Below are 22,200 nucleotides of genomic sequence, written 5' to 3'. Positions count from 1 at the left end.
TGCAAGTATCTTGCTTGTTGTTTCTTATTTCAATTCATTCTGACTACTTCAAATCCGGCCAGTAAGGCTTGTTGACGACCATCATGTCGTCCAGGATCTTCTTGGCAACGCTAGCGTCTGGAACAGTCTTGTTCAAGGCAAAGGCCTGCAGCATCTTGATGTAGGACTTTTGCTCATAAGCATCAACAACAAGCTTTTCGCAGGTAACTTGTTCCATCATCAGACCTAATTGGAAGCGGCCGGCTTCACCAACTACCAATGGTTGCACGCCGTCTGAGCCAAAGAGGCAAGGCACTTCAACGATGGCGTCGTCTGGGAAGTTGCTGATGGCCCCGTTGTTCGGGATGTTGGCCAGGTACTTCTCGTGGGTGTTGAAGGCAATCGCGTGGCAGATGTCAATGATGTAGTTGGAGTGCACTTCGCTTTCCCAAAGGTTGCCCTTGGCCGTGCCTTCCTTGACGATCCGGGCACATTCACCGAAGACGATCTTTTGCCGGTATTCCAGGATTTCATCGGTTCTGGTATAGTGCGGGTTGGCGTTTTCCACTTCGTATTGCGGGAAGTAGTAGTACTGCATGTAGTTGTTTGGCAGAGTCGTCGGGTCCAAGGCGTAGCAGTCAGCAACCTTCTTGAAAGTTGCGACCCAGCTGGCTTCAGTTTCCTTGTCGAAGTCTCCGCCCACATAGTAGCCGTTCTTCTTGACATAGTCTTTCAAAAGCGGCATCAGGTCTTCCCCGGTCTTCTTGTTGGTGACGCTCTTCCACCAGCCGAAGTGGTTCAAGCCGTAGTAGGTAAAGTCGAGGTCCTTGAAGCTCTTGAGCCCGGCAATGGCAGCCATTCTGCCCATGTCATCGATTGGCATGTCGCAGATGTTGACGACCTTGGAGTTCGGGCGGAAGCGCCGGCAGGCTTCAGAAACAATCGCGATCGTGTTGGAGTAGTTGACCATCCAAGCGTTTGGCGAGTACTTTTCCATGAAGTCGATGATTTCAATGATGGCCGGGATTGACCGCAGGCCGTAGGCCATGCCTCCGGGGCCGGTAGTTTCCTGGCCGTTGACCCCGTACTTCAAAGGAATCTTTTCATCCTGGCTGCGCATTTCGTACTTGCCGACTCTGATTGAGCCCAAGACGAAGTCAACGTCAGTGAAGGCTTCTTCCGGGTCAGTCGTATATTCGAATTCGACTTGCGGTGCCTTTTCCTTGACGATGATGGCGCAGGCATCACCGATCTTCTTTTGCCGGTCAGCATCAATGTCGTACAGTTTCAGTTTCCGCAGGGGAAGCTTGTCTTGGTTGGCACAGAGACTGATGACAAAGCCAGGGGTGAAGGTACTGCCACCGCCGGCAATAACTACTGAAAATTTCTTGTCTGACATAAATCAATTGCTCCTTACAAAAGACATTGTTTCATCACATAGGGCCTTTCAGGCGCCCCGACCTCCCGTGAGCTAGCTTACACTTTAATTATGGCACCGCTTCCAGATATGTAAAGCGTTTACGAAAACAACGGACCATATTTCAGATTGAGAAAAGTATTTCGCAAGGGCGAAAAATATTTCGGAAAGCAAGCTGGAAGAATTTTTGCAAAGAAAAAAGGCACTGGTCTTGCCAGTACCTCGCGATTGACTTAATTTAGTTAACTAAAGCTGCAGGCCATTTGGCAGAGCCAAGGCCACAGCGAAGATCAGCAAAACGGCGCCGATCACCCAAAAAGCAATCTTTTGCCCCTTTGGCAGATCCTTTTTGAAAGCGTAGATTACCAAAGCCAGACCAATCAAGCCAGACAAAAGCATCATCCAAAAACCCATTGTTAATTCTCCTTTACAGTAATATTTCCATTTTTAAGCTGCAGCACTTTGTCGTGCTGACTGGCAATATGCGAATCATGCGTAACCGTAAAGACGGTTTTCCCTTCCCGGCTGAGCTGTTTCAGCAGGTTCATGATAATTTCCGCGTTTTCTTCATCCAGCGATCCGGTTGGCTCATCCGCCAAAATCAGCTGCGGATCATTGATCAAGGCACGGATCGCGGTCACCCGCTGCTTTTGCCCGCCTGACAAGGTTGCCGGCTTTTGGCTTAAAACTTGGCTGACGCCCAGTTGCTCAGCCAGCTTTTCAGTTCTTTCCAAATAGTGGTCTTTGCTCTTGCGCAGTGATTTGTCCAGGTAAACAGTCGGCAGCAAAATATTGTCCCTAACGCTCATATTTTTGATCAGCAAGGGCTCTTGCAAGATAAAACCAATTTGCTGATTACGCAAGCGAGCTATTTCAGTCTGGTTAAGCTCGTTGACTTTTTGACCAAACAATTCAACTTGCCCGGAGTAATCCGTATCCAGAAGACCGATCACGTTCAAAAGAGTAGTTTTTCCTTCGCCTGACGCGCCAACCAAGGCAGTCAAAGACGATTCTTCAAGTTCCAGATTTAATCCGGAAAAAATCTTCCTGCCATTGTTAAATTCTTTTTCAAGCTCTGTAATTCTCACCGAATACATTATTCGTCTCCCATCCGCAACGCGAGTGTTTTCCCGTTAAAGTGAGCAGCTACTAAAGCAATGGCCAGAATAGTAATCAAAAGCATCAAGACAAAAGAAATCAGCAAGCTTACTGTTTCAGCTCTTGGCAGCAAGCCATTCAACACTATCTGCGAACTGCTCCCAACCGAGCTGTCAGCCAGCATTTTAGAATAAGAACCTGCATATAGCAATACTGGTACGATTGCTAAAATGTCAATTACCAGTTGATAGATGATTGCTGCTGTTAGTACGTCCTTTTGCCGCATACCTAACGAAATTCTTAACGCAATCTCACTCTGTTCCTCACTCAAACAGTTCCACGTGTTCCAAACGATTATCAGAACTGCAATCACCATGATTGCCAATGAAAAAATCGCAAACATAATGGCAGTACCTCTATAGCTGTCATAGAAGTCGGAAATATTTTTCTCAACTGAAATAAAACGGATCTTGAAAAAGTCACCTTGGTTGAATTTGCCTGTCAACTTGGCCAGTTCTGCCCGGCTGCTGTCAAAAACAATCAAGTCCTGGGCCGCGGCAAGCAACTGCGCAGCAGTCAAATTCGTTTTATCAGCCCTTCTTAACGGGCGGATGATGGTGTTATTCAAATAATTTTGATTGTCAAGCAAATACACTGAAGGCAAGTTCGCGTTTTGCTGCAAGACGCCCACCACCTGGTAATGTTCTTTTTTCCCGGAAGAAGAGTTTACTGCAGTAAATTTGCTACCTAAAGGCTGGCTTTTGGCGACATTGGCCCCAACCAAAACAGGAATGTAGTAGCTGCTACTCTTATAGTCAGCTGAATTAAAGCTACGACCCGCCGCGATGTGAAGCAGATAAAACTTGAAGAAGTTGCTATTAACCGTATCGATGCTGACGGAATCACCATTATTCAAGTTTGAGTCGAAAGACCATCTCAAAGAATAGTGGTAATTTTTATCCAGATAAGCAAAAACTTTACGTGCGTGAGCATTAGTTTTAGCCAGATTCTTTTGCTTAAAATTCTGGCTGAACTGCTTCCCAGTCGACTGGTCATTGCCAACATACACTTTCCGCTTCACCAAGGTCTGCAAACTACGCTCATTGTTTAGGACGTATAAGTTTGACCGCAGCAAGTGATAGCTGATGAAGCCAAACGAAATTAGGCACAATAAGGTCAGCAGAGTCAAGACCAGTTTCTTCAAAAAAACGTTTCTTATAAATTCAAAATACACTTGGCTTTGCCTTAGCGATCAATCACCTTAACCAAAAGCGGCCACCACAGCAGTAAAACCACGGTATGCAACATACTGGCTAAAACAAATTCTCGCAAAGCTCCTCCTTCGTTCTGACCAGTCAAATATCTCATTCCCAAAAATGCCAAGACAAAGGTCAGCAGATCAGCCAGAAAAATCATGATCTCCCCTACCGAATACTGCTCTCGGCAAGTTGAACCGACGATAATTCTAATCCTTCTTTCCTTTTGCCCTTTTTTGCATAAATGGTAGATCACCAAAAGCGAGGCGATACTGGCAAAAGCGAGAATTGAGAAAGAACTGACAGAATCTTCCAACAGATTCTTGATCGCCCAATTCACCCGAGCATTCGCCGCTTTTTGACTTACCAAGCTGAAAACCGCTAAATAAAGAAAATTGAGATATTCAACTAGTAACAATCCGATCAACGCTAAAAGGCTGAAAGGATTTCTTGTCAATTTTTTCATCAATTAAATCCGTAATGGAACTTTGTCTTAGGTGCGGTTGGATTCAAAGTATCCCAGCAACTTACATTGGCTTCAATTTTAGTCTTGCTTGAATACTTTGAATTGTTTTTCACATAGGTTGTCCACTTTGAAGCAATGGTCTTGCCATTTCTAGTATATTTTGCATAACCCACATGAGTATGAGTAGCATAATGTGGGTAGAAAAATACGCCGCCACTGTAGTGAATTTGCATAGTTTCAGTACTCCAAGCACCACGGTGAGCAGTCCCAAACTTAGTAGTACCAGCTAATACAGTCGCAGTTGGAACTAACGCTAATGCAGTCAGCATGGTAAAAAATAGAGTTGTCATTTTTTTCTTACTTTTCATTTTTCTAAACCTCTTTCTAGATTCGTGCCTGTTCTTTTTCTCACATTCATTTTACAACCACTTAAATGCTTTTTCAATATTTTTTGTAATCATTTTATTCGTATGTAGATATAGGGATGATTTTCATAAGACAAACAAAAAATCCGCCTTCCGGCGGATTTCCTAAATTCTGTATTTTCTGCGCAGTTCCCGGTCCTGGTCGCGCTTCTTGATCGTTTCGCGCTTGTCGTATTCCTTCTTACCCTGCGCTACGCCAATCAAAACCTTGGCAAAGCCATGCTTCAAGTAAACCTTGAGCGGCACGATGGTCATCCCCTTCTGGGCCTTCACATCGGCCAGTTTGGCGATTTCTTTCTTGTGCAAAAGCAATCTGCGGCTTCTCAGCGGATCATGGTTGTAGCGGTTGCCTTCCTTGTACTCATCGATATGAACATTTTCCAAGAAGGCCGACCCGTTGATGATCTGCACATAGCCGTCACGCAAGGTCACGTGCCGGGCTCTGACTGACTTGATCTCCGTCCCCGTCAAAGCAATCCCGGCTTCATAGGTATCCTTAATGAAATAATCATGCCGGGCTTGCCGGTTCTGCGCGAGGACATTTTCATCCTTGGCTTTTTGTTTCATAAAAAATCCTCCCGCTTACATATTAACGGTTTGGCCGCCGGCGGCTGCCTCGCTCGCTTTGCCCCAGCCGCTGGCCGCGGTTGTTGCGGCTCGGCTTGTGGCGCCGGTCACCGCTCTTGTCGCGGCCGCCGTAATTGCGCCGGCCCTTGAAGTTCCGGTCCCCGTTTCTTCTGCCCATCCCGCGGTCATTGTGGGGCCGCTTTTTGGCATCTGGATCGTAAACTTCAAAGTCCAGCTGGTGCTGCTCAACATTAGCATTGGTCAAGACAACCTTGATCGGCATCCCTACCTTATACTTCTTGTGGGTTGCCCGGCCGGTCAAAGTCATGGTCTTTTCATCGTATGAGTAGTAGTCGTCCTTCAAGTTGGAGATGTGGATCAAACCTTCCACCGTGTTCTCCAACTGAACGAACATCCCAAAGCTGGTGACTGATGAAACGACCGCGTCAAACTTGTTGCCAACTTGGTCAGCCATGTATTCGGTCATCTTCAAGTCGTTAGTTGCCCGTTCCGTGTCGATTGACCGCCGTTCTTGAGTTGAAGTTTGGTCAGCTACTTCAGGCAGTTCTTCCTTAAAGTGCTCCTTGACTTCCTCGCCCGTCCCTTCTTCCAGGTAGGCGTGGATCATCCGGTGGACCATGGTGTCTGAATACCGGCGGATCGGGGAAGTGAAGTGGGTGTAGTACTTGGCCGCGATCCCGAAGTGACCCAGCGGATCTTCTGAGTAGTGGGCCTGCTTCAAGCTGCGCAGCATCATCATCTGGACAACCGCTTCTTCCGGCGTGCCCAAAGTCTTGGTAACCACCTTCTGCAAGTCCAGCGGCTTGATGTCGTTTGGATCTGCCTTGACGTTCAAGCCGAAGGCACTGCAGAATTCAAAAAATCTGGTGATCCGGTCAGCTTCCGGCGTCTCGTGCACCCGGTAAAGGAAAGGCACCTTTTTCCTGTAGTAGGCTTCCGCTACCGTTTCATTGGCCAAAAGCATGAAGGATTCGATCATCTTTTCGGCCGTCCCCCGGCTGTGCAGGACGATGTCCACCGGCTTGCCCTTTTCATCCACGATGATCTTGGCTTCCGGTTCTTCAAAGTCGATGGCCCCCCGGGCGTGGCGCTGGTTATACAGGGCTTCATGCAAGGCCGCCATGTCCTTAAGCATTGGCCGCACCTTGACATACTTGTCTTCCAAGTCGCTGTCCGGCACGTCGCCGCGCAAGGCCTGGTTGACCTTGTTGTAGGTCAAGCGGCCGTGGGACCGCATCAAGGCCGGGTAGATATCGTAAGATACCCGCTCACCTTCCGGGGTGATTTCCATGTCGCAGGACAGAACCAAACGGTCAACGCCTTCGTTCAAGGAACAGATCCCGTTGGACAGTCTGAACGGCAGCATCGGAATAACCCGGTCGACCAAGTAGGTACTGTTGCCCCGGGCAAAAGCTTCCCGGTCCAAAGGAGTCCCTTCCTTAACATAGTGGGCCACGTCAGCGATGTGAACGCCCAGGTGGTAGTTGCCGTTGTCCAGCTTCCACAAAACGACCGCGTCGTCAAAGTCCTTGGAGTCATCCCCGTCAATCGTGACGGCCGGCTGGTCAGTGATGTCACGCCGGCCTGGTTCATGCTTTTCTTCTTCAGTTACGTGGTCCGGGATGGCATTGGCCTGCTCTAAGGCATCTTCTGGCCATTCAGTCCGGATGTCGTGTTCAGCCACGATGGACATGATGTCCACGCCCGGGTCATTTTTGTTACCGATGATTTCGACAACTGCCCCGGTCATCTGGTCTGGCAAGTCTTCAGTCGGGTAGGTCTTCAGAGATACCTTGACCATGTCCCCCATTTGCGGAATCAAGCCGTTTTCCGATACATAGACCCGGTACTTCTTGAACTTCTTGTTAGTTGAAATCACGTAGCCGGCAAAGTGGCTGATCTTGACCTGCAGGTCTTCTAAAGGCGTGTATTCGCCGACAATGCTGCTGGCCCCGCGCTCCAGGATTTCTTCAACCTGTCCTTCCGGCCCCTTTCCGTTCCAAGGGTTACCGCCGGCCGTGATCTTGACCTTGACCCGGTCCCCGTCTAAAGCCAGCTTGGTAGCGTCAGAGTTGATGAACACGTCATCGGCTTCTTCATCATCCAAGCGGACAAAGCCAAAGCCCTTGTCGTTGGCCCGGAAGACCCCTTCGACTTCAGTATTTTCCTGGGCCAGCTGGTAGCGGCCGTTGCCATCAGTGATGATCTGCTTTTCCTGCTCCAGGTAGGCCAGGGCCTTGACCAGGTCGGTAAAGTTGCCCAAGCGGTCCCGGCGGGCCTGCCGCTCAATTTGGTCAACGCTGAATTGCTTTTGCGGATTGTGCCGGAAGATCTCCAGCACGCCCGCCAATACAGTCTCATTTTGCGCCATTATTTTCTCCATCTGTATTTTCGTTAAAAAAAACCTCCCATCAAGCAAGTGATCGGGAGGTTAATGATTATTTAGAAGACAGGATTGCCAAAATAATCGAAAAAGCAAAGAATAATACCAGTAGAACTGACGTCACTTTTTCCATAAAGGCTTCAAAGCCCCGCTTCTTGGTCTGGCCGCTAAAGACGGCACCGCCTGACAAAGCGTTCAAGGCATCTTGCTGCTTCTGTGGTTGCATCATTGTCGCAATAATGATCAGCACTGAAACAATGATCAACAGCGTCATAATAAAGTTGTACAATGCACTGCCTCCAATTTATTCTACAATTACTTTACTATTCTATCATAGATAGACTTACTTTGTCTTAGTTTTTTTCAGTTCAGGCGCGTCAGTTTTATAAAGCTTCTCTGCGTCCTTCTTGCCCAGCTGGCTCTTTAAGCTGGTCTTGCTCTTTCCGGCTTCCTCCAGCTTCTTTAAAGAGTCGGTCTTGTTGTAGTCATAGTCACTGGTCTTGACCGGAGTAAACCAGGATGGGTGGTAGAAGCGGAGCAAGTTCCCGGTGACGACCCGGTCAGACAGGGTCAGCTGGGTCAAAACCTGGTTGGCGATCAAGCGGCAGGCCTTCTTTTCCTTGGCATTCGTAACCTTCTTGCCCGTCTTAGTGTAATAGTAGCTGCTCCCCACCTTGGTGTAGACCGGGGTAATAAAGTTCCCGTTTCGCTGGGCCACGACTTGCGGGTTCTTTTTGCTTAAAAGGTCATGACCAAACAAAATCAGGTCCTTGCTCTTGATCCCCAGCAGGTTGAGCAGGGTTGGCATCACGTCGATTTCCCCGCCATAGGTATGCTTGATGCCGCCTTTTAAGTTGCTTGAGTAGAACATGAGCGGCACTCTTTGCTGCTGCTGGTCGTCGAACTCACCGTAATTTTTCTTGCCGGTCAGCTGGGCCATGGCCTCGTTGTGGTTGTTGGAAATCCCGTAGTGGTCTCCGTAGAAGACCAAGAGGGTCTTTTTGTCCAGGCCGGTCTTCTTCAGCCAGGTCATGAATTCACCGATCGCCTGGTCCAGGTAGTGGGCCGTCTGCACGTAGCCGTCAACCGTGTTGTCACCGGTCGTGGTCTTCTTGATCGACTGGTTCTGCTTGTCCAGGGTATATGGATAGTGGTTGGTGACCGTGATCATCTTCAGGTAAAAAGGCTGGGGCAGTTCAGAGATATACTTGGCCGACTGCTTGAAGAAGATCTTGTCCTTTAAACCGTAGCCCAAGTACCAGCTGTTTTGGTACTGGTAGTAGTTCAAGGAAGCAAAATAATCGTAGCCAAAAGACTTGTAGGCATTGTTCCGGTTCCAGAAGGACCCCGTCCCCCCGTGCATGACGGCGGTAGTGTAGCCGCCCTTTTGCTTTAAAATGGCCGGCATGGATTCAAAAGTGTTGCTGGTCCCGTAAGTCGACATGGCTGAGCCGGACTGGACCCCGAAGAGGGAGTTTTCCAGCATCAGTTCCGCGTCAGAAGTCTTCCCCTGCCCCACCTGGTTGAAGAAGTTGTCAAAAGCCAGGGTATGCTTGGAATAGTAGATTTTGTTCAAGTTAGGCGTGACTTCCTTGCCCTTCCACTTGTAGCCGATCAAAAACTGCTGGAAGCTTTCCAGGTGGATGACGATGACGTTTTTCCCTTTGGCTGCGCCCGTATAAGCTGAGTTTGGCTGAACGTAATTGGCCTTGAGGTACTTTTTGACCGAGCTCAAATCCGACACCTTGGCATTGGCCATCTGGGCATTGGTCTGGGCCGTCTTGATCCCGTCATAAAGGGCATATTCGTTGATCCCTAAATACTTGACGATGTAGTTGTTGTCAAAAGTCCGCGTGAGCAGCCCTGACCGGTCCTTTTGGGCCAAAAGGAGGTTGCCCCCCATCAAGATGAGGGCCGTCAGTTCAATCGCGACCTTCCTTTTCCAGGACTGGGCGTAGAGGTCCATTTTGAAAAATTTCCCCAATAAAAGCCCCAGCAAAATCAAGGGGTCAGCGAAGGCTAAAAAGTCACTGCCCTTGAGGATGCCGGCAATGCTTTTGCCCAAATTCTCCGAAGCACTGCCCGAATTCTGCAGCAAAGAGAAAGAGAGGAAGTTGGAGAATTCCCGGTAGTAAAGGATGTTGGCAAAAAGCCAGGTGGCCAAGAGAAAGTCCAGGACAATCATGGTCCAGTAGGACTTGCGCCCCTTCATCAGCATCCCCAGACCCAGAATCAGCATCCCCGACGGAATGGGGTTGATGAGCAAGAGGAAGTTCTGCATCGGCCCCGTCGCCCCCAGGGTAAACTTGGTCAGATAGATTAGGTAACACTTGAGCCAGTAGCCGAAGACCGCCAGGGCAAAGAAGCCGTTCTTGGAGGTCCTAAGCCAGGTCCCAAATGCCTTGATTTTCTGCATTTCTTTCACCTCGAAAAAATCAGTCCCGCAACTTAGCCGGCTTGAAGGACCAGCCAAAGATGCCGAGAATCATGCCGAAGAAGTAGGTCGCGAACCGCCACAAGAACATGGCCAAAACGACCACCCCCGGCTGGCTGATGAAGCTGGCAAAGAGGGTCTGGAAGCTGAATTCCGCCCCGCCGCTGGCCCCAGGCAAGGGGATCACGGCCATGAACATGATGATCAGGATCGTCATCAAGGTCACCTGGACATAGTCAACCGGCTGGCCCAGCGCCCGCAAGGTCAAGTATGGAGCTGAGTAGTAGCAAAGAAGCTGTCCAATCGTTAGGAGCACCACGCCCCAGAGCTTTTTCTTCTCCGCCTTGAGGGCCTGGCTTTCCTGGTAGAAGCTTTCCACTTGCTCCAAAGTCGACTTCTCCCAAGCTTGGGCCCTTTCCTGGCCAAAAATCCGCCCCAAAAGCTTCATGACCTTTTTAACAGCCTTAACCGTCCAGTCATGGGCGAACATGGCTAACAGGAGCAGGATGATTGAGAAAACATGGAGGGCAAAGCCCAGGAAAATAAAGATGGCCAAAGCCGCGAACTTGCCAGCCACAAAGTGAAAGCCAAAGATAAAGGCAGTCAAGTAGGCAAATAAGACCACCAGCTGGTAGCAGATGAACTTCATCATCAAAATTGAAGTTGCCCGGCCGCCGGCCATGCCCATTTCCACCATGGCCGCTAATTGCGACGGCTGCCCGCCTGTCGCCATCGGGGTGATCCCGTTGAAAAGGGCCTGAATGAGTGGAATCCGCATATAAGACCAGAAGCTCCGCTTGGCTGTCCCCGGCCTTTTGGCCAAAAGACGGAGGATCAAGGCTTCACAGACATAGGACAAGGCCATGGCCAAAAAGACTAGGGCCAGGCGCCAGGGAATGATCTCTCCGGCTGCCGCCTTTAAAGTGGCCATTGGCGTTGACCGCAGGTCAAAGTATAAAACAAGGGAGCTGATCAATAAGACGATCAGAACTCCCCACAGATTTTTCTTATTCATAGCTGATCTGCCCCAATTCCCGGCCCAGCTGGTACTGCTCTTGGTAAAAGTCCCGCCAGATTTCAGCCAGGTGGTCTTCAGAGTACTGCTGGCTGGCCTTGCGGGAAAGCTCCTGCTGGCGGGTCAGGACTTCCGGATGAGTAGCCGCGAAGCGCAGCTGTTCGTTCATTTCGGCAAAGTCCTTGCCAGACAGGTAGTAGCCATCGATGATGGCCCGGTAGAGGTCCAGGTCTCTGAGCAAGACCGGGGTCCCGCAGCTGAAGGCTTCCAGAACTGACATCGGGAAGAGCTCGTCAAAGGACGGCAAGATAAAGAGGTCGGCCATGTTCAAGTAGTCAACCAGCTTTTCCCGGTCGATGATCCCGGTAAAGGTCAGGTTCTTTGGCGGGTTTTCGACCAATTTCTTGAAGTGGTCATAGCCATCCGTGATCTTGCCAAATGAGAAGCCGCCGGCCCAGATAAACTGGTAGTCGGGATTGGCTTCCGCCAATTTGGCGAAGTCGTCGACCCCTTTTCTGGCCTGGACTTGCCCGTCGCCGAAGACGACGAATTTGTCCTGGGGGATGCCCAATTCCTGCCGGGTGGCGTTCTTCTTGGCCTGGGTCTGTTCATAGAACTCGCTCTTGGCCACGAAGTTCGGGATATAGCGGATCTTGTTTCTGTCCAGGCCGTATTCAGTCAGCTTGTCGATGAAGATCGGGTTGACGACCACGATCTGGTCCATCCGCTTGTAAAAGTCGATCACGTACTGGTAGAAGACCTTCTTAGCCACTCCTGGCAATTTGATTGACCCTTCCAGGGTATCTGGCAAAAAGTGGACATAGCCGATCTTGCGGCCTCTGGCTGGTGAGAAGCTGTTGGCAAAGTAGGTCGGGTTGATGGTGTGGTAGTGGGTCAAGTCGCTTCGGCCATACTTGTTGATGGTCACGTAGAAGTCATCGACCAGGTGGGTCCGAAGAAGCCGGATCAGTTCTAGGTAGGCTGCCCCGACCCCTTGCCCGGCGACTGAGTCCGCCTGGGAAAACATGTTGATTCTAATCATTGCTGCCCTCTTTTTTCACTTGATAGTTGTCAATCGCGTACTGGTAAAATTTGCAGACCTCGCTGGCAAAGTGGCTGGCTGAGATTTCCTCCAGCTTCTTTTCCAATAATTGCGGCGGAATTTCTTTCCGGCCTTGCCGCAGGTAAGCCGCGATTTCTTCCTTCATTTGCCGCAGGCTTTCAAAGGTCATGCCGTAGGCCGGATCATCAAAGACCTGGTCGGTGTAGTCGGTCTTGTAGACCACGCACTTGCGTCCGCTGCCCAAGGCTTCGATATAAGTCAGCCCCTGGGTTTCCGTGTCGCTGGCTGATACGAAGAAGTCAGCCATCTTATAGTAGCTGCCGACCTGGTCGTGAGGAATATTGCCGGCAAAAATTACATGGTCTTCCAAAGTCAGGCGTTCAACTTGCTCTTTCAAAACGTCCACGTCTGGCCCATCGCCAGCAATGACGAAGACCAGCTTAGGGAATTCCGTCAAAAGGTCCGGCATGACCCGGAGAATACGGTCAATCTTCTTTTCCGCGGCTACCCGGCCCAGGGTGATGATCACCTGGGCATCCGGGGCAATCCCCAATTTTTCCCGCAGATCAGCCTTGTCCGGGGCACTGATGGCGTCCAGGTCAACCCCGGTAGGAATCACCCGCATGGGGATTTCCACCCCGTAGCGGGTCAATAAAGCCGCTACTCGCTGGCTGGGTGCGATGACGCCGTCCATGTTCTTCAAGTAGCTTTTGGTAAACTGCTGGACATGGACCGGCCGGAGCAGGTGGCCATTTAAGACATAGTGCAGGTAGTCCTCGTACATGGTGTGGTAGGTGTGGATGGCAGGGATGCCCAATTGCTTGGCCACGTACTTGCCAATTGTGCCCATGGAAAATTCGGTCTGGGTGTGGACGATGTCCAAGTTGACTTCCTTGGCCACCTTGACTGCTTCAAACAGACCCCGGAAAGCAATTCGCCGCTCAGAGAAGCCAATGAAGGGCACGGAGCTGAAGCGGAAGATGTTGGCCTCAACCGTGTCCTTGTCAACGTTGGGATCAGTAGTCGTAAAGATGAAGACATTGTGCCCCTGGGCCTCCAAAGCTTCTTTAAGGGTTTTGATCGACGTCGCCACCCCACTGTTTTGCGGGAAGTAGGTGTCTGTAAACAAACCGATATTCATGTGCGCTCATTACCTCCATACTAAAAGACATTATAGAGAATCGGCAAAAGAGGTGCAAATTTCTTAACCAAAATACAAAGAATAAAACATATTTGCGGCAGGGGAAAAGGGGAAGGGAAAAGGAGACAGATAAAACAAAAACGACTCCCAAGAGGAGTCGTTTCAAGCAATAGCGGTGATCGGGGTCGAACCGATACGTCCGTAATGGACACCAGATTTTGAGTCTGACGCGTCTGCCAATTCCGCCACACCGCCGTAATATTAAACTTGAATAGCGGTGATCGGGGTCGAACCGATACGTCCGTAATGGACACCAGATTTTGAGTCTGACGCGTCTGCCAATTCCGCCACACCGCCATGCTATTCTACTTGGCCGTTAAGCCTAAGGCGGGGATCGGAGTCGAACCGACGATTAAGGTTTTGCAGACCTCTGCCTTACCACTTGGCTACACCGCCACGATTATTCTTTTCTGCCCTTCGGCTAGGGCGGTATGTGGGAATCGAACCCACGTATGCTGGATCCACAAACCAGTGTGTTAACCACTTCACCAATACCGCCATATTTTCTTAACAGGGATAGTAGGAATTGAACCCACACCGACGGTTTTGGAGACCGTAGTTCTACCTTTAAACTATATCCCTATTATGGAGGAAAGTGGATTCGAACCACCGAACTCAGAGAGAGCGGTTTTACAGACCGCCGCGTTTAGCCACTTCGCTATTCCTCCATTTTCAATGGCGCGGGACGGAATCGAACCGCCGACACATGGAGCTTCAATCCATTGCTCTACCAACTGAGCTACCGAGCCATCAAACGGTCCATGCGGGATTTGAACCCGCGATCTCCTCCGTGACAGGGAGGCGAGATAAACCACTGCTCCAATGGACCATATTGCGGGAGCTGGATTTGAACCAACGACCTTCGGGTTATGAGCCCGACGAGCTACCAGACTGCTCCATCCCGCGATAATAAAAAGGAGGATGTGGGATTTGAACCCACGCACGAGTCGCCCCGTCTAACGGTTTTCAAAACCGTCCCCTTAAGCCACTTGGGTAATCCTCCAGATGATGGATAGAAAATATTCAATTCTTGCCTTCCGGCAATGACCCGTACGAGATTTGAACTCATGTTACCGCCGTGAAAGGGCGGTGTCTTAACCACTTGACCAACGGGCCGTCATAAGCACTCTTACAATGATACTCGCTTAAGTTCATCTTGTCAAGCAGCTTTCTCAATCTTTTCAAAGGCCACTTGCGTCGACGCTCGCGCGTCAACAAATACTAGAATACAGAAAAATCCTGTCTTTTGCAAGCCTTTTTTAGAAAAAAAGAGCCACTTTTTCGCCTTTTCCCCTGCTCTCTTTCTTATTTCTAGACTTAGATACAAAAAAAGAGCTGCAGGGCAGCTCTTTATCAAGCGGAGTAAGAGAGATTCGAACTCTCGCGCCAGTTTCCCGACCTACACCCTTAGCAAGGGCGCCTCTTCAGCCACTTGAGTATTACTCCAATGGGCCTGGATGGACTTGAACCATCGACCTCACGCTTATCAAGCGTGCGCTCTAACCAGCTGAGCTACAGGCCCATAAGCGGGTAACGAGAATCGAACTCGCGACAACAGCTTGGAAGGCTGTGGTTTTACCACTAAACTATACCCGCAAATATTCAATTTATGGCGCGGGACGGAATCGAACCGCCGACACATGGAGCTTCAATCCATTGCTCTACCAACTGAGCTACCGAGCCAGCTTATTTAAAAGCAATTGCGGGAGCTGGATTTGAACCAACGACCTTCGGGTTATGAGCCCGACGAGCTACCAGACTGCTCCATCCCGCGATGACAAAAAATGGACCTTGTAGGACTCGAACCTACGACAGGACGGTTATGAGCCGTCTGCTCTAACCGACTGAGCTAAAGGTCCAAGTTTACAAAATAGCGGCGGGGGGGATCGAACCCTCGACCTCCCGGGTATGAACCGGACGCTCTAGCCAGCTGAGCTACACCGCCATACTGTAACCAATATGGAAAATATTAAATTACAAATCGGGAAGACAGGATTTGAACCTGCGACCCCCTGGTCCCAAACCAGGTGCTCTACCAAACTGAGCCACTTCCCGGATCTATGCACCCAGTAGGACTTGAACCTACAACCTTCTGATTCGTAGTCAGACACTCTATCCAGTTGCGCTATGGGTGCAAGCATGCCGAAGACCGGGGTCGAACCGGTACGGTTGAAACCAACCGCAGGATTTTAAGTCCTGTGCGTCTGCCAATTCCGCCACTCCGGCATATATATAATAAAAAGCGGAAGACGGGATTCGAACCCGCGACCCCCACCATGGCAAGGTGATGTTCTACCACTGAACTACTTCCGCACAATGCCGATTATACGACTTGAACGTACGACCCCCTGTTTACAAGACAGATGCTCTACCAACTGAGCTAAATCGGCATGTTATAAAAACAATACGGGTGGCGGGACTTGAACCCGCACGTCCGAAAACACTAGAACCTAAATCTAGCGCGTCTGCCAATTCCGCCACACCCGCAGATCAGGGCCATGAGTCGTGAGGGACTTGAACCCTCGACCCTCTGATTAAAAGTCAGATGCTCTACCGACTGAGCTAACGACTCGATGGAGGATACAGGGCTCGAACCTGTGACCCTCTGCTTGTAAGGCAGATGCTCTCCCAGCTGAGCTAATCCTCCATATGACTTGTTTACGGCATAGGCCGTAAGCACAAATACTAGTATATCGTATTCAGCCAGGAATGCAAGTCTTTTTTCCTTTTTTTATTTTGAAAAAATAAGCCACAGCACAAAAAAACAGCGGAAAACCGCTGTTTTGGGAAAGATTTTAATTTCGATTACATAATGTCGATCGTCTTGTTGGCAATCAGAACAATGGACAGAACGCAGAGGATTGCAATAACGATAAAGGTGATCTTTTCGTTCTTGTTGAGCTTTCTGCCTTGTTCACGAACGCCTTGGTAGTAAACGATCAAGCCTGGGATGTAACTCAAGGAAACAACCAGGACGTATTGCCAGCCGGCCAAAATCATGCACATGAATTGGAAGAGGGCTGCCAGCAGACCGTAGGTCCATTGGCCCCATTCCTTGCGTTCACGGCTGAACTTCATTTGGTACAAGCCGACAAACAGGTATGAGAACAAGATGGCACTTGAAGCCAAAGTGTAACAGAATTCGTAAGCCTTGTCAGTGAAGAGCAAGGAGAAGAGGAAGATGGTCTGCAAGATAGCAGTAGTGAACAGGGCGTTAGTTGGCGCCTTCTTGCTGTTCAGCTTGCCCCAGAACTTAGGAGCAGCACCGTCTTCAGCGATCAAAAGCATGGTTTCTGCTGGCAGCATGGTCCATGACAGCCAAGAAACGATAGTGGAAATGATCAAGCCAATGTTGATGATCATAGCGCCCCAGTCGCCGACGATCATCTTCAAGTCGCTGCCCAAAGCTGGTTGTGCAGCACTGGCCAATTGAGCCCGGGTAAGTGAGCCGTATGGCAGGATTGAGATCAGCATGTAGAAGACCAAAAGCAGGACGAAACCAAGCATGGTTGCTTGTTGAGCTTCCTTCAGGCTCTTGGCACGTGAGCCCATGACTGAGGCCCCTTCAACACCGATAAATACCCAGATTAGGGTCATCAAAGTCCCCTTCATCTGTGGCCACAAACCACCAGTCGTCGTCCCCTTGGACAGGTTGTTGGCAACTCTGCCCCAGAAGTCAGCGGTAAACATCCCGCCCTTGAAGGAAACGATGCAGATGATAACAAACATGATCAATGGCACAACCTTGCAGAAAGTACCAATCGTGTTAACGAATGAGGCACTTTCAACACCGTTGTTAACCAAGAAGGTCAAGGCCCAGCAGAAGATGATGGCTACGATGATTGATGGCAGGTTTGAACCGCCCTTGAAGACCGGAATAAAGGTCCCGATCGCGCTCATCAGCATAGTAGCAAAGGCCAGGTTGCCCAGCCAGGCACTCAGCCAGTAGGCCCAGCCGGAAATGAATTCACCCAATGGGCCATAGCCGGCCCCGGCGTAAGCGAAGATACCACCCTTAAGGTCGGATCTCTTCTCAGTCAAATTGTTCAATGACAGAACAAGCATCAAGAAACCAAAGCCAACCAGCAGCCAGGACAAAATAGCGGGCCCTGGAGCGGCAGATGAAGCAATGGAACTGGTAATGCCGAAGATCCCAGTCCCAATAGAGGAACTGACGATCAAAGCGGTCAGGCCAACAAGGCCTATCCCGTTTTTGTTTACTTTCTCTTCCATGATTTTTACCTCCCAAATACTCTTTCCACCTAAAAAGGCGGAGATAGTCTAAGCCCTTGAGCGATAGACCAGCTCCGCGATTTTAGATTCAAAAACCAATTAGATGTCTTCACGGATAATTGGGCAAGACATGCAACGTGGGCCGCCACGACCTCTTGACAATTCGCTTGAGCGAACTTCGTGGACCAAAATCCCGTGTTCTCTCAGCAAAGCGTTGGAGACGTAGTTTCTGTTGTAAGTTACAACTTCACCTGGAGCGATTGCCAAAGTGTTTGAACCGTCGTTCCATTGTTCACGCGGAGCTACGATTGGGTCGCCATTGCCAGTTGGGATCAAGTCGATTTCTGACTTGCCCAAGGCCTTCTTCAGCACTTCCTTGATGTCAGTGTGGTGTTCGAAGGTAACTTCCCCGTCCTTGCCTGGGTGCAGTACCCAGTTGTCAACCTTGCCATCTTCAGTCAAGATGTCTGGGTGAACAGTGAATTGATCGTAGTTGATCATGGTGAACACCGTGTCAAGGTGCATCATTGCGTGGTTGTGCGGAATTGAGATGGCAATTACAGTGTCGTAGTCAGAGTTTGCGAACAAGCTCTTAGCGATGTCTTGAATTGCGTCGGCAGTAGTACGTTCTGAAATACCGATTGCTACTACGTGGTCGCTCAATACCAGTTCGTCACCACCTTCGATGTGACTTTCGTGGTTTCTGTCACGCCATACCTTAACCTTGCCAGCAAAGCGAGCGTTGTACTTCAAGATGTATTCAGTGATCATTGATTCACGCTGACGAGCTGGGAAAGTCATCTTGTTGACTGACATCCCTTCGCCGATTGAAGCTTGCGGGTCACGGGTGAAGTAGGCGTTTGGAAGTGGATCCATCAAGAATGGCCATTCAGTGTTTTCTGACACTGCAGCCAAGTCAAGAGTGGTAAGTTCCAGGTCATCTCTGCGGATACCTTCGTAGATTCTGGTTACCAGTTCAGTTGGAGTCAGAGCCTTAAGGTATTCAACCAGAGCGTCGTGAGTTACGCCGGCAACAAAGCCAGCTTCTGCTACTTGTCTTTCAATGAATTCGTTTCTGACAGCTTCGTCTGCCAAGGCTTCGGCAGCCAAGTCTTCGGTGTAGATAACTTCGGCACCGTTGTCGCGCAGAGTTTGTGCGAAGAAGTCGTGTTCTTCTTGCGCGATTGGCAGGTATGGAATGTCGTCAAACAAGAGACGTTCCATTGAATCCGGCGTGATGTTTTCGATTTCGCGCCCTGGCCTGTGCAACATAACTGTCTTCAACTTACCAATTTCTGAAGTTACATGAATAGGACTTGTCATGATCTTTACACTCCTATAATTGCTAATTTACCTAATATCCTAATGATTTGTGTGGTTATAAATCGTCAAGTCAACCTACTAACGACTTAACTAACTAGTTGTTCGTAATTTTTAAAGAGAGATTTTTACACTAAAATTTAAACCGGTCGATGAGCAAACGCGCTTATGCGTGGATAACAGTCCCCAACTGTCCAGCAAGAGCGGCATCTAAGCCTGACAGAGAAGTAATGATGGCTTCTCTTTCCGGGTGGCCTTCAACGAATGACATGCAGGCTTGAACCTTAGGAAGCATGCTGCCGGCAGCGAATTGACCTTCGTCAATGTACTTCTTAGCTTCTTCAACAGAGATGTTTTCCAAGTTCTTTTGGTCTGGCTTGTTGAAGTTGATTGCCACGTAGTCAACGGCGGTCAAGATGATCAGCTTGTCCGCGCCAACATTGTCTGCCAACAATGCGCTGGAGCGGTCCTTGTCGATGACGGCTGGCACGCCCTTGAGCCCTTCTTCGGTCTCAACTACAGGCACCCCGCCGCCACCGCCGGCGATAACGAGTTCATCTGCTTCAATCAAGGTCTTGATGCTGTTCAATTCAACGATTCTCTTTGGAGTCGGTGAAGGAACAACCTGCCGCCAGCCGCGGCCAGCGTCTTCCTTGAAGATGTAGCCCTTGTCTTCAGCGATTGAGTCGGCTTCTTCCTTAGTGTAGAAGGCCCCAATCGGCTTAGTTGGGTTTTGGAAGGCTGAGTCAGCCGGGTCAACAACGATCTGCGTTACGATAGTCGCTACGTCCTTGGTCATGCCGCGCTTGTGAAGTTCGTTTTGCAGACTTTGCTGCAGGTGGTAGCCAATGTAGCCCTGGCTCATTGCCCCGCATTCAGGGAATGGGAAGGCCGCGCTTTGGCCATGTTCAGCAGCGTAGCTCATGCCCAGGTTGATTTGGCCAACCTGCGGGCCGTTGCCGTGGCTGATAACTACTTCGTTGCCGGCGCTGATCAAACCGATCAGTGAGGAAGCTGTGTTCTTAACCAATTCCAATTGTTCGGCTGGTGACTTGCCGAGGGCGTTGCCGCCCAATGCTACAACAACTTTTGACATAAGAGCACCTCTTCTTGATTAGTCGCCCAAGGTAGCAACCATGACAGCCTTGATGGTGTGCATTCTGTTTTCAGCTTCACGGAAGACAACTGAGTGCTTGCTTTCGAAGACTTCGTCAGTTACTTCAAGTTCCTTCAAGCCAAACTTTTCGTAAACTTCGCGGCCAACTTCAGTTTCCAGGTTGTGGAAGGCTGGCAGGCAGTGTTCAAAGATAACGTTAGGGTTTTCAGTAGCCTTAAGAACGTCCATGGTGATTTGGTATGGTGAAAGCAATTCGATCCGCTTCTTCCACTTGTCGTCGGATTCACCCATTGATACCCAAACGTCGCCGTAGATTACGTCCATGCCCTTAACGCCTTCCTTGACGTCGTTTGAAACAACGATCTTGGCGCCAGTTTCCTTAGCGATCGCGTTAGCCTTTGCCAAAGTTTCTTCGCTTGGGTTCAGTTCTGGAGGAGTTACGACGTGGTATTCCATACCCATAACTGCGGCACCCAGCATCAAAGCGTTGGATACGTTGTCGTGGCCGTCACCAACAAAGGCAAACTTGATGTCCTTGTATTCCTTCTTCAAAACTTCCTTAGCAGTCAAGAAGTCGGCCAAAACTTGAGTTGGGTGGTCAGCGTCAGTCAAACCGTTCCAAACTGGGACACCGGAGTACTTAGCCAAAGTTTCAGCTGCTTCTTGTGAGAAGCCACGGAATTCGATACCGTCGAACATGCCGCCCAATACGCGAGCAGTGTCCTTAACTGATTCCTTGTGGCCGAAGTGTGAGCCGCTTGGCCCAAGGTAAGTTACGTGAGCGCCTTGGTCGTGAGCACCAACTTCGAATGAGCAGCGGGTTCTGGTTGAGTCCTTTTCGAAGATCAAAGCAATGTTCTTGCCCTTCAAACGAGGTTGTTCAACACCAGCGTACTTGTCCTTCTTCAGTTGTTCTGCCAGGTCAAGCAGGTATTCCATTTCACGAGTGTTGAAGTCTGCGAGAGTTAAGTAACTGCGGTTGCGTAAATTAAAAGCCATGATAGCTTCCTCCTGTTTTCTATTGTTTTGTGTTTTTCACTTGTTTACGATTATCATTATAGAAAGCGTTTTCAGACCACAACAGTAAAAAACAAAAAGATTTACCAAAAAAAAATAGAAATCAATTAATTAGTTTTTCTGAACTGTATAATCGAATTTTTTAAGTGAATAGAAGGCCGCTTATACGGCCCATTGGGTACTTTTACCATGTTTATACACTTTTTTATTTTAAGTCTCCTTTGTGCTACAATTGGATAGTTGACTCAGTAGACTTCAACTTGCTTCAAAAATGAGGAGAAAATGCAAAAATGCACTTTTATATCACAAACAAGAGCACCAGGAACTTACAACTAATTAGTGACGCCCTGGAGCGGAACTTCGAAAACATTGTCGTTGGCCGGTCAACCGATGCCCAAAGGACCTTTGACGACCTCCGCCAACTCAGAGTTGACGTATTGGTTGTCGACTATGATCTGGCACCCTTTGACGGCCTGGCCCTCTTAAGGCGGCTCAAGCAGGCCAACATCCTGCCCCGGGTGATTATGACGGCCAATACCCCGTCAGAATCCTTGATCACGGCTGCCTACCAAAACGGTTGCGACTTTTTCATCCACCACCAGCTCAATTCTGAGGAAATCGCCCATATTTCCAAAATTATCAGTACAACCTTGCAGCTCTTGAGCAACATGCGGGTGATCAGCGAACTTTCGGGCAGCTTGAACAATCCATCCGGCCGCCAGCAGACCACTCGCCGGCAGCAAATAGACCATGTGACTGACACCCTGCGCTTTTTGGGCATTGCATCTGAAAAAGGCTATGAAGACATCATGAAGATCATCCGCTTGATGGTCGACAAGGACATGAGCTTTGACCAGATCGACCTGGAAGAAAGTTTTGGCATCAGCGGCCGGGAGAAAAAGGTTATCTACCAGCGGATCCGCCGGACCCTGCACATCGGGATCGTCAATCTGGCCACCATGTGCATCGACTACCCGGACAATGAAATGCTGCTGGACTATGCCAACAACCTTTTTGAGTACCAGAACATCCACGTGGAAATGCAGCACCAAAACGGCAAGGAGCTGGAACGGGGGCAGATTTCCCTGCAGCACTTTTTTGACGGTCTGCTGCAAGAAAGCTACCGGGTCAAGCGAGGCAGCGACAATGAGCTCTGGTAAGGAGCTTTCTGCTTATAGTACAATTGGA

Annotated in this window: 18 protein-coding genes and 26 tRNA genes; 1 reads left to right on the top strand and 43 read right to left on the bottom strand. The window is 49.5% G+C overall.

From position 1 onward, the window contains the following. Positions 1-43: 43 nt before the first annotated feature. The 43 genes from ACYVUV_RS01560 to argF all read right to left on the bottom strand — a co-directional run bounded on the left by ACYVUV_RS01560 (position 44) and on the right by argF (position 20,994). Positions 44-1,378, bottom strand: a complete 1,335-nt coding sequence (locus ACYVUV_RS01560; protein WP_484498920.1) for a family 4 glycosyl hydrolase — start codon at positions 1,376-1,378, stop codon at positions 44-46. A 264-nt stretch (positions 1,379-1,642) separates the two neighbouring features. After that, a complete protein-coding gene (locus tag ACYVUV_RS01555; RefSeq protein WP_439774914.1) occupies positions 1,643-1,810 on the bottom strand; it encodes a hypothetical protein in 168 nt (55 codons plus the stop codon). Between the two features lie 2 nt (positions 1,811-1,812). Further along, on the bottom strand, positions 1,813-2,493 hold the full coding sequence (locus ACYVUV_RS01550) for an ABC transporter ATP-binding protein (RefSeq protein WP_439774913.1): 681 nt from the start codon (positions 2,491-2,493) through the stop codon (positions 1,813-1,815). Continuing rightward, positions 2,493-3,698 carry an ABC transporter permease gene (locus ACYVUV_RS01545; protein ID WP_439774912.1) on the bottom strand — a complete coding sequence of 402 codons (1,206 nt, stop codon included), beginning with the start codon at positions 3,696-3,698 and terminating at the stop codon, positions 2,493-2,495. The genes ACYVUV_RS01550 and ACYVUV_RS01545 overlap by 1 nt, the downstream gene beginning before the upstream one ends. A 41-nt stretch (positions 3,699-3,739) precedes the next feature. Further along, entirely contained in the window at positions 3,740-4,216 is a 477-nt protein-coding gene (locus ACYVUV_RS01540) for a hypothetical protein (protein ID WP_439774911.1), read from the bottom strand. Further along, positions 4,216-4,584: a hypothetical protein gene (locus tag ACYVUV_RS01535; protein WP_439774910.1), complete on the bottom strand. Its 369-nt coding sequence runs from the start codon at positions 4,582-4,584 to the stop codon at positions 4,216-4,218. The genes ACYVUV_RS01540 and ACYVUV_RS01535 overlap by 1 nt, the downstream gene beginning before the upstream one ends. Before the next feature lie 162 nt (positions 4,585-4,746). Then, positions 4,747-5,208, bottom strand: a complete 462-nt coding sequence (gene smpB, locus ACYVUV_RS01530) for an SsrA-binding protein SmpB (protein WP_003611142.1) — start codon at positions 5,206-5,208, stop codon at positions 4,747-4,749. A gap of 22 nt (positions 5,209-5,230) precedes the next feature. After that, on the bottom strand, positions 5,231-7,600 hold the full coding sequence (gene rnr, locus ACYVUV_RS01525) for a ribonuclease R (protein ID WP_439774909.1): 2,370 nt from the start codon (positions 7,598-7,600) through the stop codon (positions 5,231-5,233). Between the two features lie 67 nt (positions 7,601-7,667). Beyond that, positions 7,668-7,901, bottom strand: coding sequence for a preprotein translocase subunit SecG (gene secG, locus ACYVUV_RS01520; RefSeq protein WP_002876914.1), 234 nt, complete (start codon positions 7,899-7,901; stop codon positions 7,668-7,670). Between the two features lie 54 nt (positions 7,902-7,955). After that, on the bottom strand, positions 7,956-10,028 hold the full coding sequence (locus ACYVUV_RS01515; RefSeq protein ID WP_439774908.1) for an LTA synthase family protein: 2,073 nt from the start codon (positions 10,026-10,028) through the stop codon (positions 7,956-7,958). 19 nt (positions 10,029-10,047) lie between these two features. Then, positions 10,048-11,061 carry a lysylphosphatidylglycerol synthase transmembrane domain-containing protein gene (locus ACYVUV_RS01510; protein ID WP_439774907.1) on the bottom strand — a complete coding sequence of 338 codons (1,014 nt, stop codon included), beginning with the start codon at positions 11,059-11,061 and terminating at the stop codon, positions 10,048-10,050. Further along, on the bottom strand, positions 11,054-12,103 hold the full coding sequence (locus ACYVUV_RS01505; protein WP_439774906.1) for a glycosyltransferase family 4 protein: 1,050 nt from the start codon (positions 12,101-12,103) through the stop codon (positions 11,054-11,056). Before ACYVUV_RS01505 ends, ACYVUV_RS01510 begins: the two co-directional genes overlap by 8 nt. After that, positions 12,096-13,265, bottom strand: a complete 1,170-nt coding sequence (locus ACYVUV_RS01500; protein WP_439774905.1) for a glycosyltransferase family 4 protein — start codon at positions 13,263-13,265, stop codon at positions 12,096-12,098. Before ACYVUV_RS01500 ends, ACYVUV_RS01505 begins: the two co-directional genes overlap by 8 nt. Before the next feature lie 170 nt (positions 13,266-13,435). Beyond that, positions 13,436-13,520: transfer RNA gene (locus ACYVUV_RS01495), tRNA-Leu, on the bottom strand. A gap of 17 nt (positions 13,521-13,537) precedes the next feature. Then, a tRNA-Leu gene (locus tag ACYVUV_RS01490) sits at positions 13,538-13,622 on the bottom strand. 28 nt (positions 13,623-13,650) lie between these two features. Beyond that, positions 13,651-13,721 (bottom strand) — tRNA-Cys (locus ACYVUV_RS01485). 29 nt (positions 13,722-13,750) lie between these two features. After that, positions 13,751-13,823: transfer RNA gene (locus ACYVUV_RS01480), tRNA-His, on the bottom strand. A gap of 13 nt (positions 13,824-13,836) precedes the next feature. Further along, positions 13,837-13,907, bottom strand: a tRNA-Trp gene (locus ACYVUV_RS01475). A 4-nt stretch (positions 13,908-13,911) separates the two neighbouring features. Further along, positions 13,912-13,993: transfer RNA gene (locus ACYVUV_RS01470), tRNA-Tyr, on the bottom strand. A gap of 8 nt (positions 13,994-14,001) precedes the next feature. Then, positions 14,002-14,074: transfer RNA gene (locus ACYVUV_RS01465), tRNA-Phe, on the bottom strand. A 6-nt stretch (positions 14,075-14,080) separates the two neighbouring features. Beyond that, positions 14,081-14,154: transfer RNA gene (locus tag ACYVUV_RS01460), tRNA-Asp, on the bottom strand. Positions 14,155-14,157: 3 nt separating this feature from the next. After that, positions 14,158-14,231, bottom strand: a tRNA-Met gene (locus ACYVUV_RS01455). A 9-nt stretch (positions 14,232-14,240) separates the two neighbouring features. Beyond that, positions 14,241-14,328 (bottom strand) — tRNA-Ser (locus tag ACYVUV_RS01450). Positions 14,329-14,369: 41 nt separating this feature from the next. After that, positions 14,370-14,441, bottom strand: a tRNA-Glu gene (locus tag ACYVUV_RS01445). 242 nt (positions 14,442-14,683) lie between these two features. After that, positions 14,684-14,771: transfer RNA gene (locus ACYVUV_RS01440), tRNA-Ser, on the bottom strand. A gap of 2 nt (positions 14,772-14,773) precedes the next feature. Continuing rightward, positions 14,774-14,847, bottom strand: a tRNA-Ile gene (locus ACYVUV_RS01435). Between the two features lie 3 nt (positions 14,848-14,850). Next, positions 14,851-14,921: transfer RNA gene (locus ACYVUV_RS01430), tRNA-Gly, on the bottom strand. A gap of 14 nt (positions 14,922-14,935) precedes the next feature. Continuing rightward, positions 14,936-15,008: transfer RNA gene (locus ACYVUV_RS01425), tRNA-Phe, on the bottom strand. Positions 15,009-15,025: 17 nt separating this feature from the next. Beyond that, positions 15,026-15,099, bottom strand: a tRNA-Met gene (locus ACYVUV_RS01420). An 11-nt stretch (positions 15,100-15,110) separates the two neighbouring features. Beyond that, positions 15,111-15,184, bottom strand: a tRNA-Ile gene (locus ACYVUV_RS01415). 12 nt (positions 15,185-15,196) lie between these two features. After that, positions 15,197-15,270: transfer RNA gene (locus ACYVUV_RS01410), tRNA-Met, on the bottom strand. A gap of 36 nt (positions 15,271-15,306) precedes the next feature. Further along, positions 15,307-15,380: transfer RNA gene (locus ACYVUV_RS01405), tRNA-Pro, on the bottom strand. A gap of 6 nt (positions 15,381-15,386) precedes the next feature. Next, positions 15,387-15,460, bottom strand: a tRNA-Arg gene (locus ACYVUV_RS01400). A 5-nt stretch (positions 15,461-15,465) separates the two neighbouring features. Further along, positions 15,466-15,551: transfer RNA gene (locus ACYVUV_RS01395), tRNA-Leu, on the bottom strand. Between the two features lie 15 nt (positions 15,552-15,566). After that, positions 15,567-15,638 (bottom strand) — tRNA-Gly (locus ACYVUV_RS01390). 4 nt (positions 15,639-15,642) lie between these two features. Beyond that, a tRNA-Thr gene (locus ACYVUV_RS01385) sits at positions 15,643-15,715 on the bottom strand. 15 nt (positions 15,716-15,730) lie between these two features. Continuing rightward, positions 15,731-15,812 (bottom strand) — tRNA-Leu (locus tag ACYVUV_RS01380). 12 nt (positions 15,813-15,824) lie between these two features. Next, positions 15,825-15,897 (bottom strand) — tRNA-Lys (locus tag ACYVUV_RS01375). Positions 15,898-15,899: 2 nt separating this feature from the next. Next, a tRNA-Val gene (locus ACYVUV_RS01370) sits at positions 15,900-15,972 on the bottom strand. A gap of 158 nt (positions 15,973-16,130) precedes the next feature. Next, on the bottom strand, positions 16,131-17,558 hold the full coding sequence (locus tag ACYVUV_RS01365) for a basic amino acid/polyamine antiporter (RefSeq protein WP_439775618.1): 1,428 nt from the start codon (positions 17,556-17,558) through the stop codon (positions 16,131-16,133). Between the two features lie 99 nt (positions 17,559-17,657). Next, positions 17,658-18,881 carry an arginine deiminase gene (gene arcA / locus ACYVUV_RS01360; protein WP_439775619.1) on the bottom strand — a complete coding sequence of 408 codons (1,224 nt, stop codon included), beginning with the start codon at positions 18,879-18,881 and terminating at the stop codon, positions 17,658-17,660. A 163-nt stretch (positions 18,882-19,044) separates the two neighbouring features. Further along, positions 19,045-19,974, bottom strand: coding sequence for a carbamate kinase (gene arcC / locus ACYVUV_RS01355; RefSeq protein ID WP_439775620.1), 930 nt, complete (start codon positions 19,972-19,974; stop codon positions 19,045-19,047). 18 nt (positions 19,975-19,992) lie between these two features. Beyond that, entirely contained in the window at positions 19,993-20,994 is a 1,002-nt protein-coding gene (gene argF / locus ACYVUV_RS01350; RefSeq protein ID WP_072547691.1) for an ornithine carbamoyltransferase, read from the bottom strand. A 308-nt stretch (positions 20,995-21,302) separates the two neighbouring features. Between argF and ACYVUV_RS01345 the strand changes: the two genes are divergently transcribed. After that, a complete protein-coding gene (locus tag ACYVUV_RS01345; protein ID WP_439775621.1) occupies positions 21,303-22,172 on the top strand; it encodes a DNA-binding domain-containing protein in 870 nt (289 codons plus the stop codon). Positions 22,173-22,200: the final 28 nt, after the last annotated feature.

The sequence above is a fragment of the Lactobacillus sp. WILCCON 0149 genome (genome assembly GCF_057197965.1).
This window is presented reverse-complemented; position numbering and strand designations above follow the sequence as displayed.

What these genes read in the sequence shown, in the direction of transcription:
- rnr (WP_439774909.1), bottom strand. Translation starts at nt 7,600, where the DNA reads ATGGCGCAAAATGAGACTGTATTGGCGGGCGTGCTGGAGATCTTCCGG.
- ACYVUV_RS01560 (WP_484498920.1), bottom strand. Translation starts at nt 1,378, where the DNA reads ATGTCAGACAAGAAATTTTCAGTAGTTATTGCCGGCGGTGGCAGTACC.
- ACYVUV_RS01555 (WP_439774914.1), bottom strand. Translation starts at nt 1,810, where the DNA reads ATGGGTTTTTGGATGATGCTTTTGTCTGGCTTGATTGGTCTGGCTTTG.
- ACYVUV_RS01365 (WP_439775618.1), bottom strand. Translation starts at nt 17,558, where the DNA reads ATGGAAGAGAAAGTAAACAAAAACGGGATAGGCCTTGTTGGCCTGACC.
- smpB (WP_003611142.1), bottom strand. Translation starts at nt 5,208, where the DNA reads ATGAAACAAAAAGCCAAGGATGAAAATGTCCTCGCGCAGAACCGGCAA.
- arcA (WP_439775619.1), bottom strand. Translation starts at nt 18,881, where the DNA reads ATGACAAGTCCTATTCATGTAACTTCAGAAATTGGTAAGTTGAAGACA.
- ACYVUV_RS01510 (WP_439774907.1), bottom strand. Translation starts at nt 11,061, where the DNA reads ATGAATAAGAAAAATCTGTGGGGAGTTCTGATCGTCTTATTGATCAGC.
- ACYVUV_RS01540 (WP_439774911.1), bottom strand. Translation starts at nt 4,216, where the DNA reads ATGAAAAAATTGACAAGAAATCCTTTCAGCCTTTTAGCGTTGATCGGA.
- ACYVUV_RS01505 (WP_439774906.1), bottom strand. Translation starts at nt 12,103, where the DNA reads ATGATTAGAATCAACATGTTTTCCCAGGCGGACTCAGTCGCCGGGCAA.
- ACYVUV_RS01515 (WP_439774908.1), bottom strand. Translation starts at nt 10,028, where the DNA reads ATGCAGAAAATCAAGGCATTTGGGACCTGGCTTAGGACCTCCAAGAAC.
- arcC (WP_439775620.1), bottom strand. Translation starts at nt 19,974, where the DNA reads ATGTCAAAAGTTGTTGTAGCATTGGGCGGCAACGCCCTCGGCAAGTCA.
- ACYVUV_RS01500 (WP_439774905.1), bottom strand. Translation starts at nt 13,265, where the DNA reads ATGAATATCGGTTTGTTTACAGACACCTACTTCCCGCAAAACAGTGGG.
- argF (WP_072547691.1), bottom strand. Translation starts at nt 20,994, where the DNA reads ATGGCTTTTAATTTACGCAACCGCAGTTACTTAACTCTCGCAGACTTC.
- ACYVUV_RS01345 (WP_439775621.1), top strand. Translation starts at nt 21,303, where the DNA reads ATGCACTTTTATATCACAAACAAGAGCACCAGGAACTTACAACTAATT.
- ACYVUV_RS01535 (WP_439774910.1), bottom strand. Translation starts at nt 4,584, where the DNA reads ATGAAAAGTAAGAAAAAAATGACAACTCTATTTTTTACCATGCTGACT.
- ACYVUV_RS01550 (WP_439774913.1), bottom strand. Translation starts at nt 2,493, where the DNA reads ATGTATTCGGTGAGAATTACAGAGCTTGAAAAAGAATTTAACAATGGC.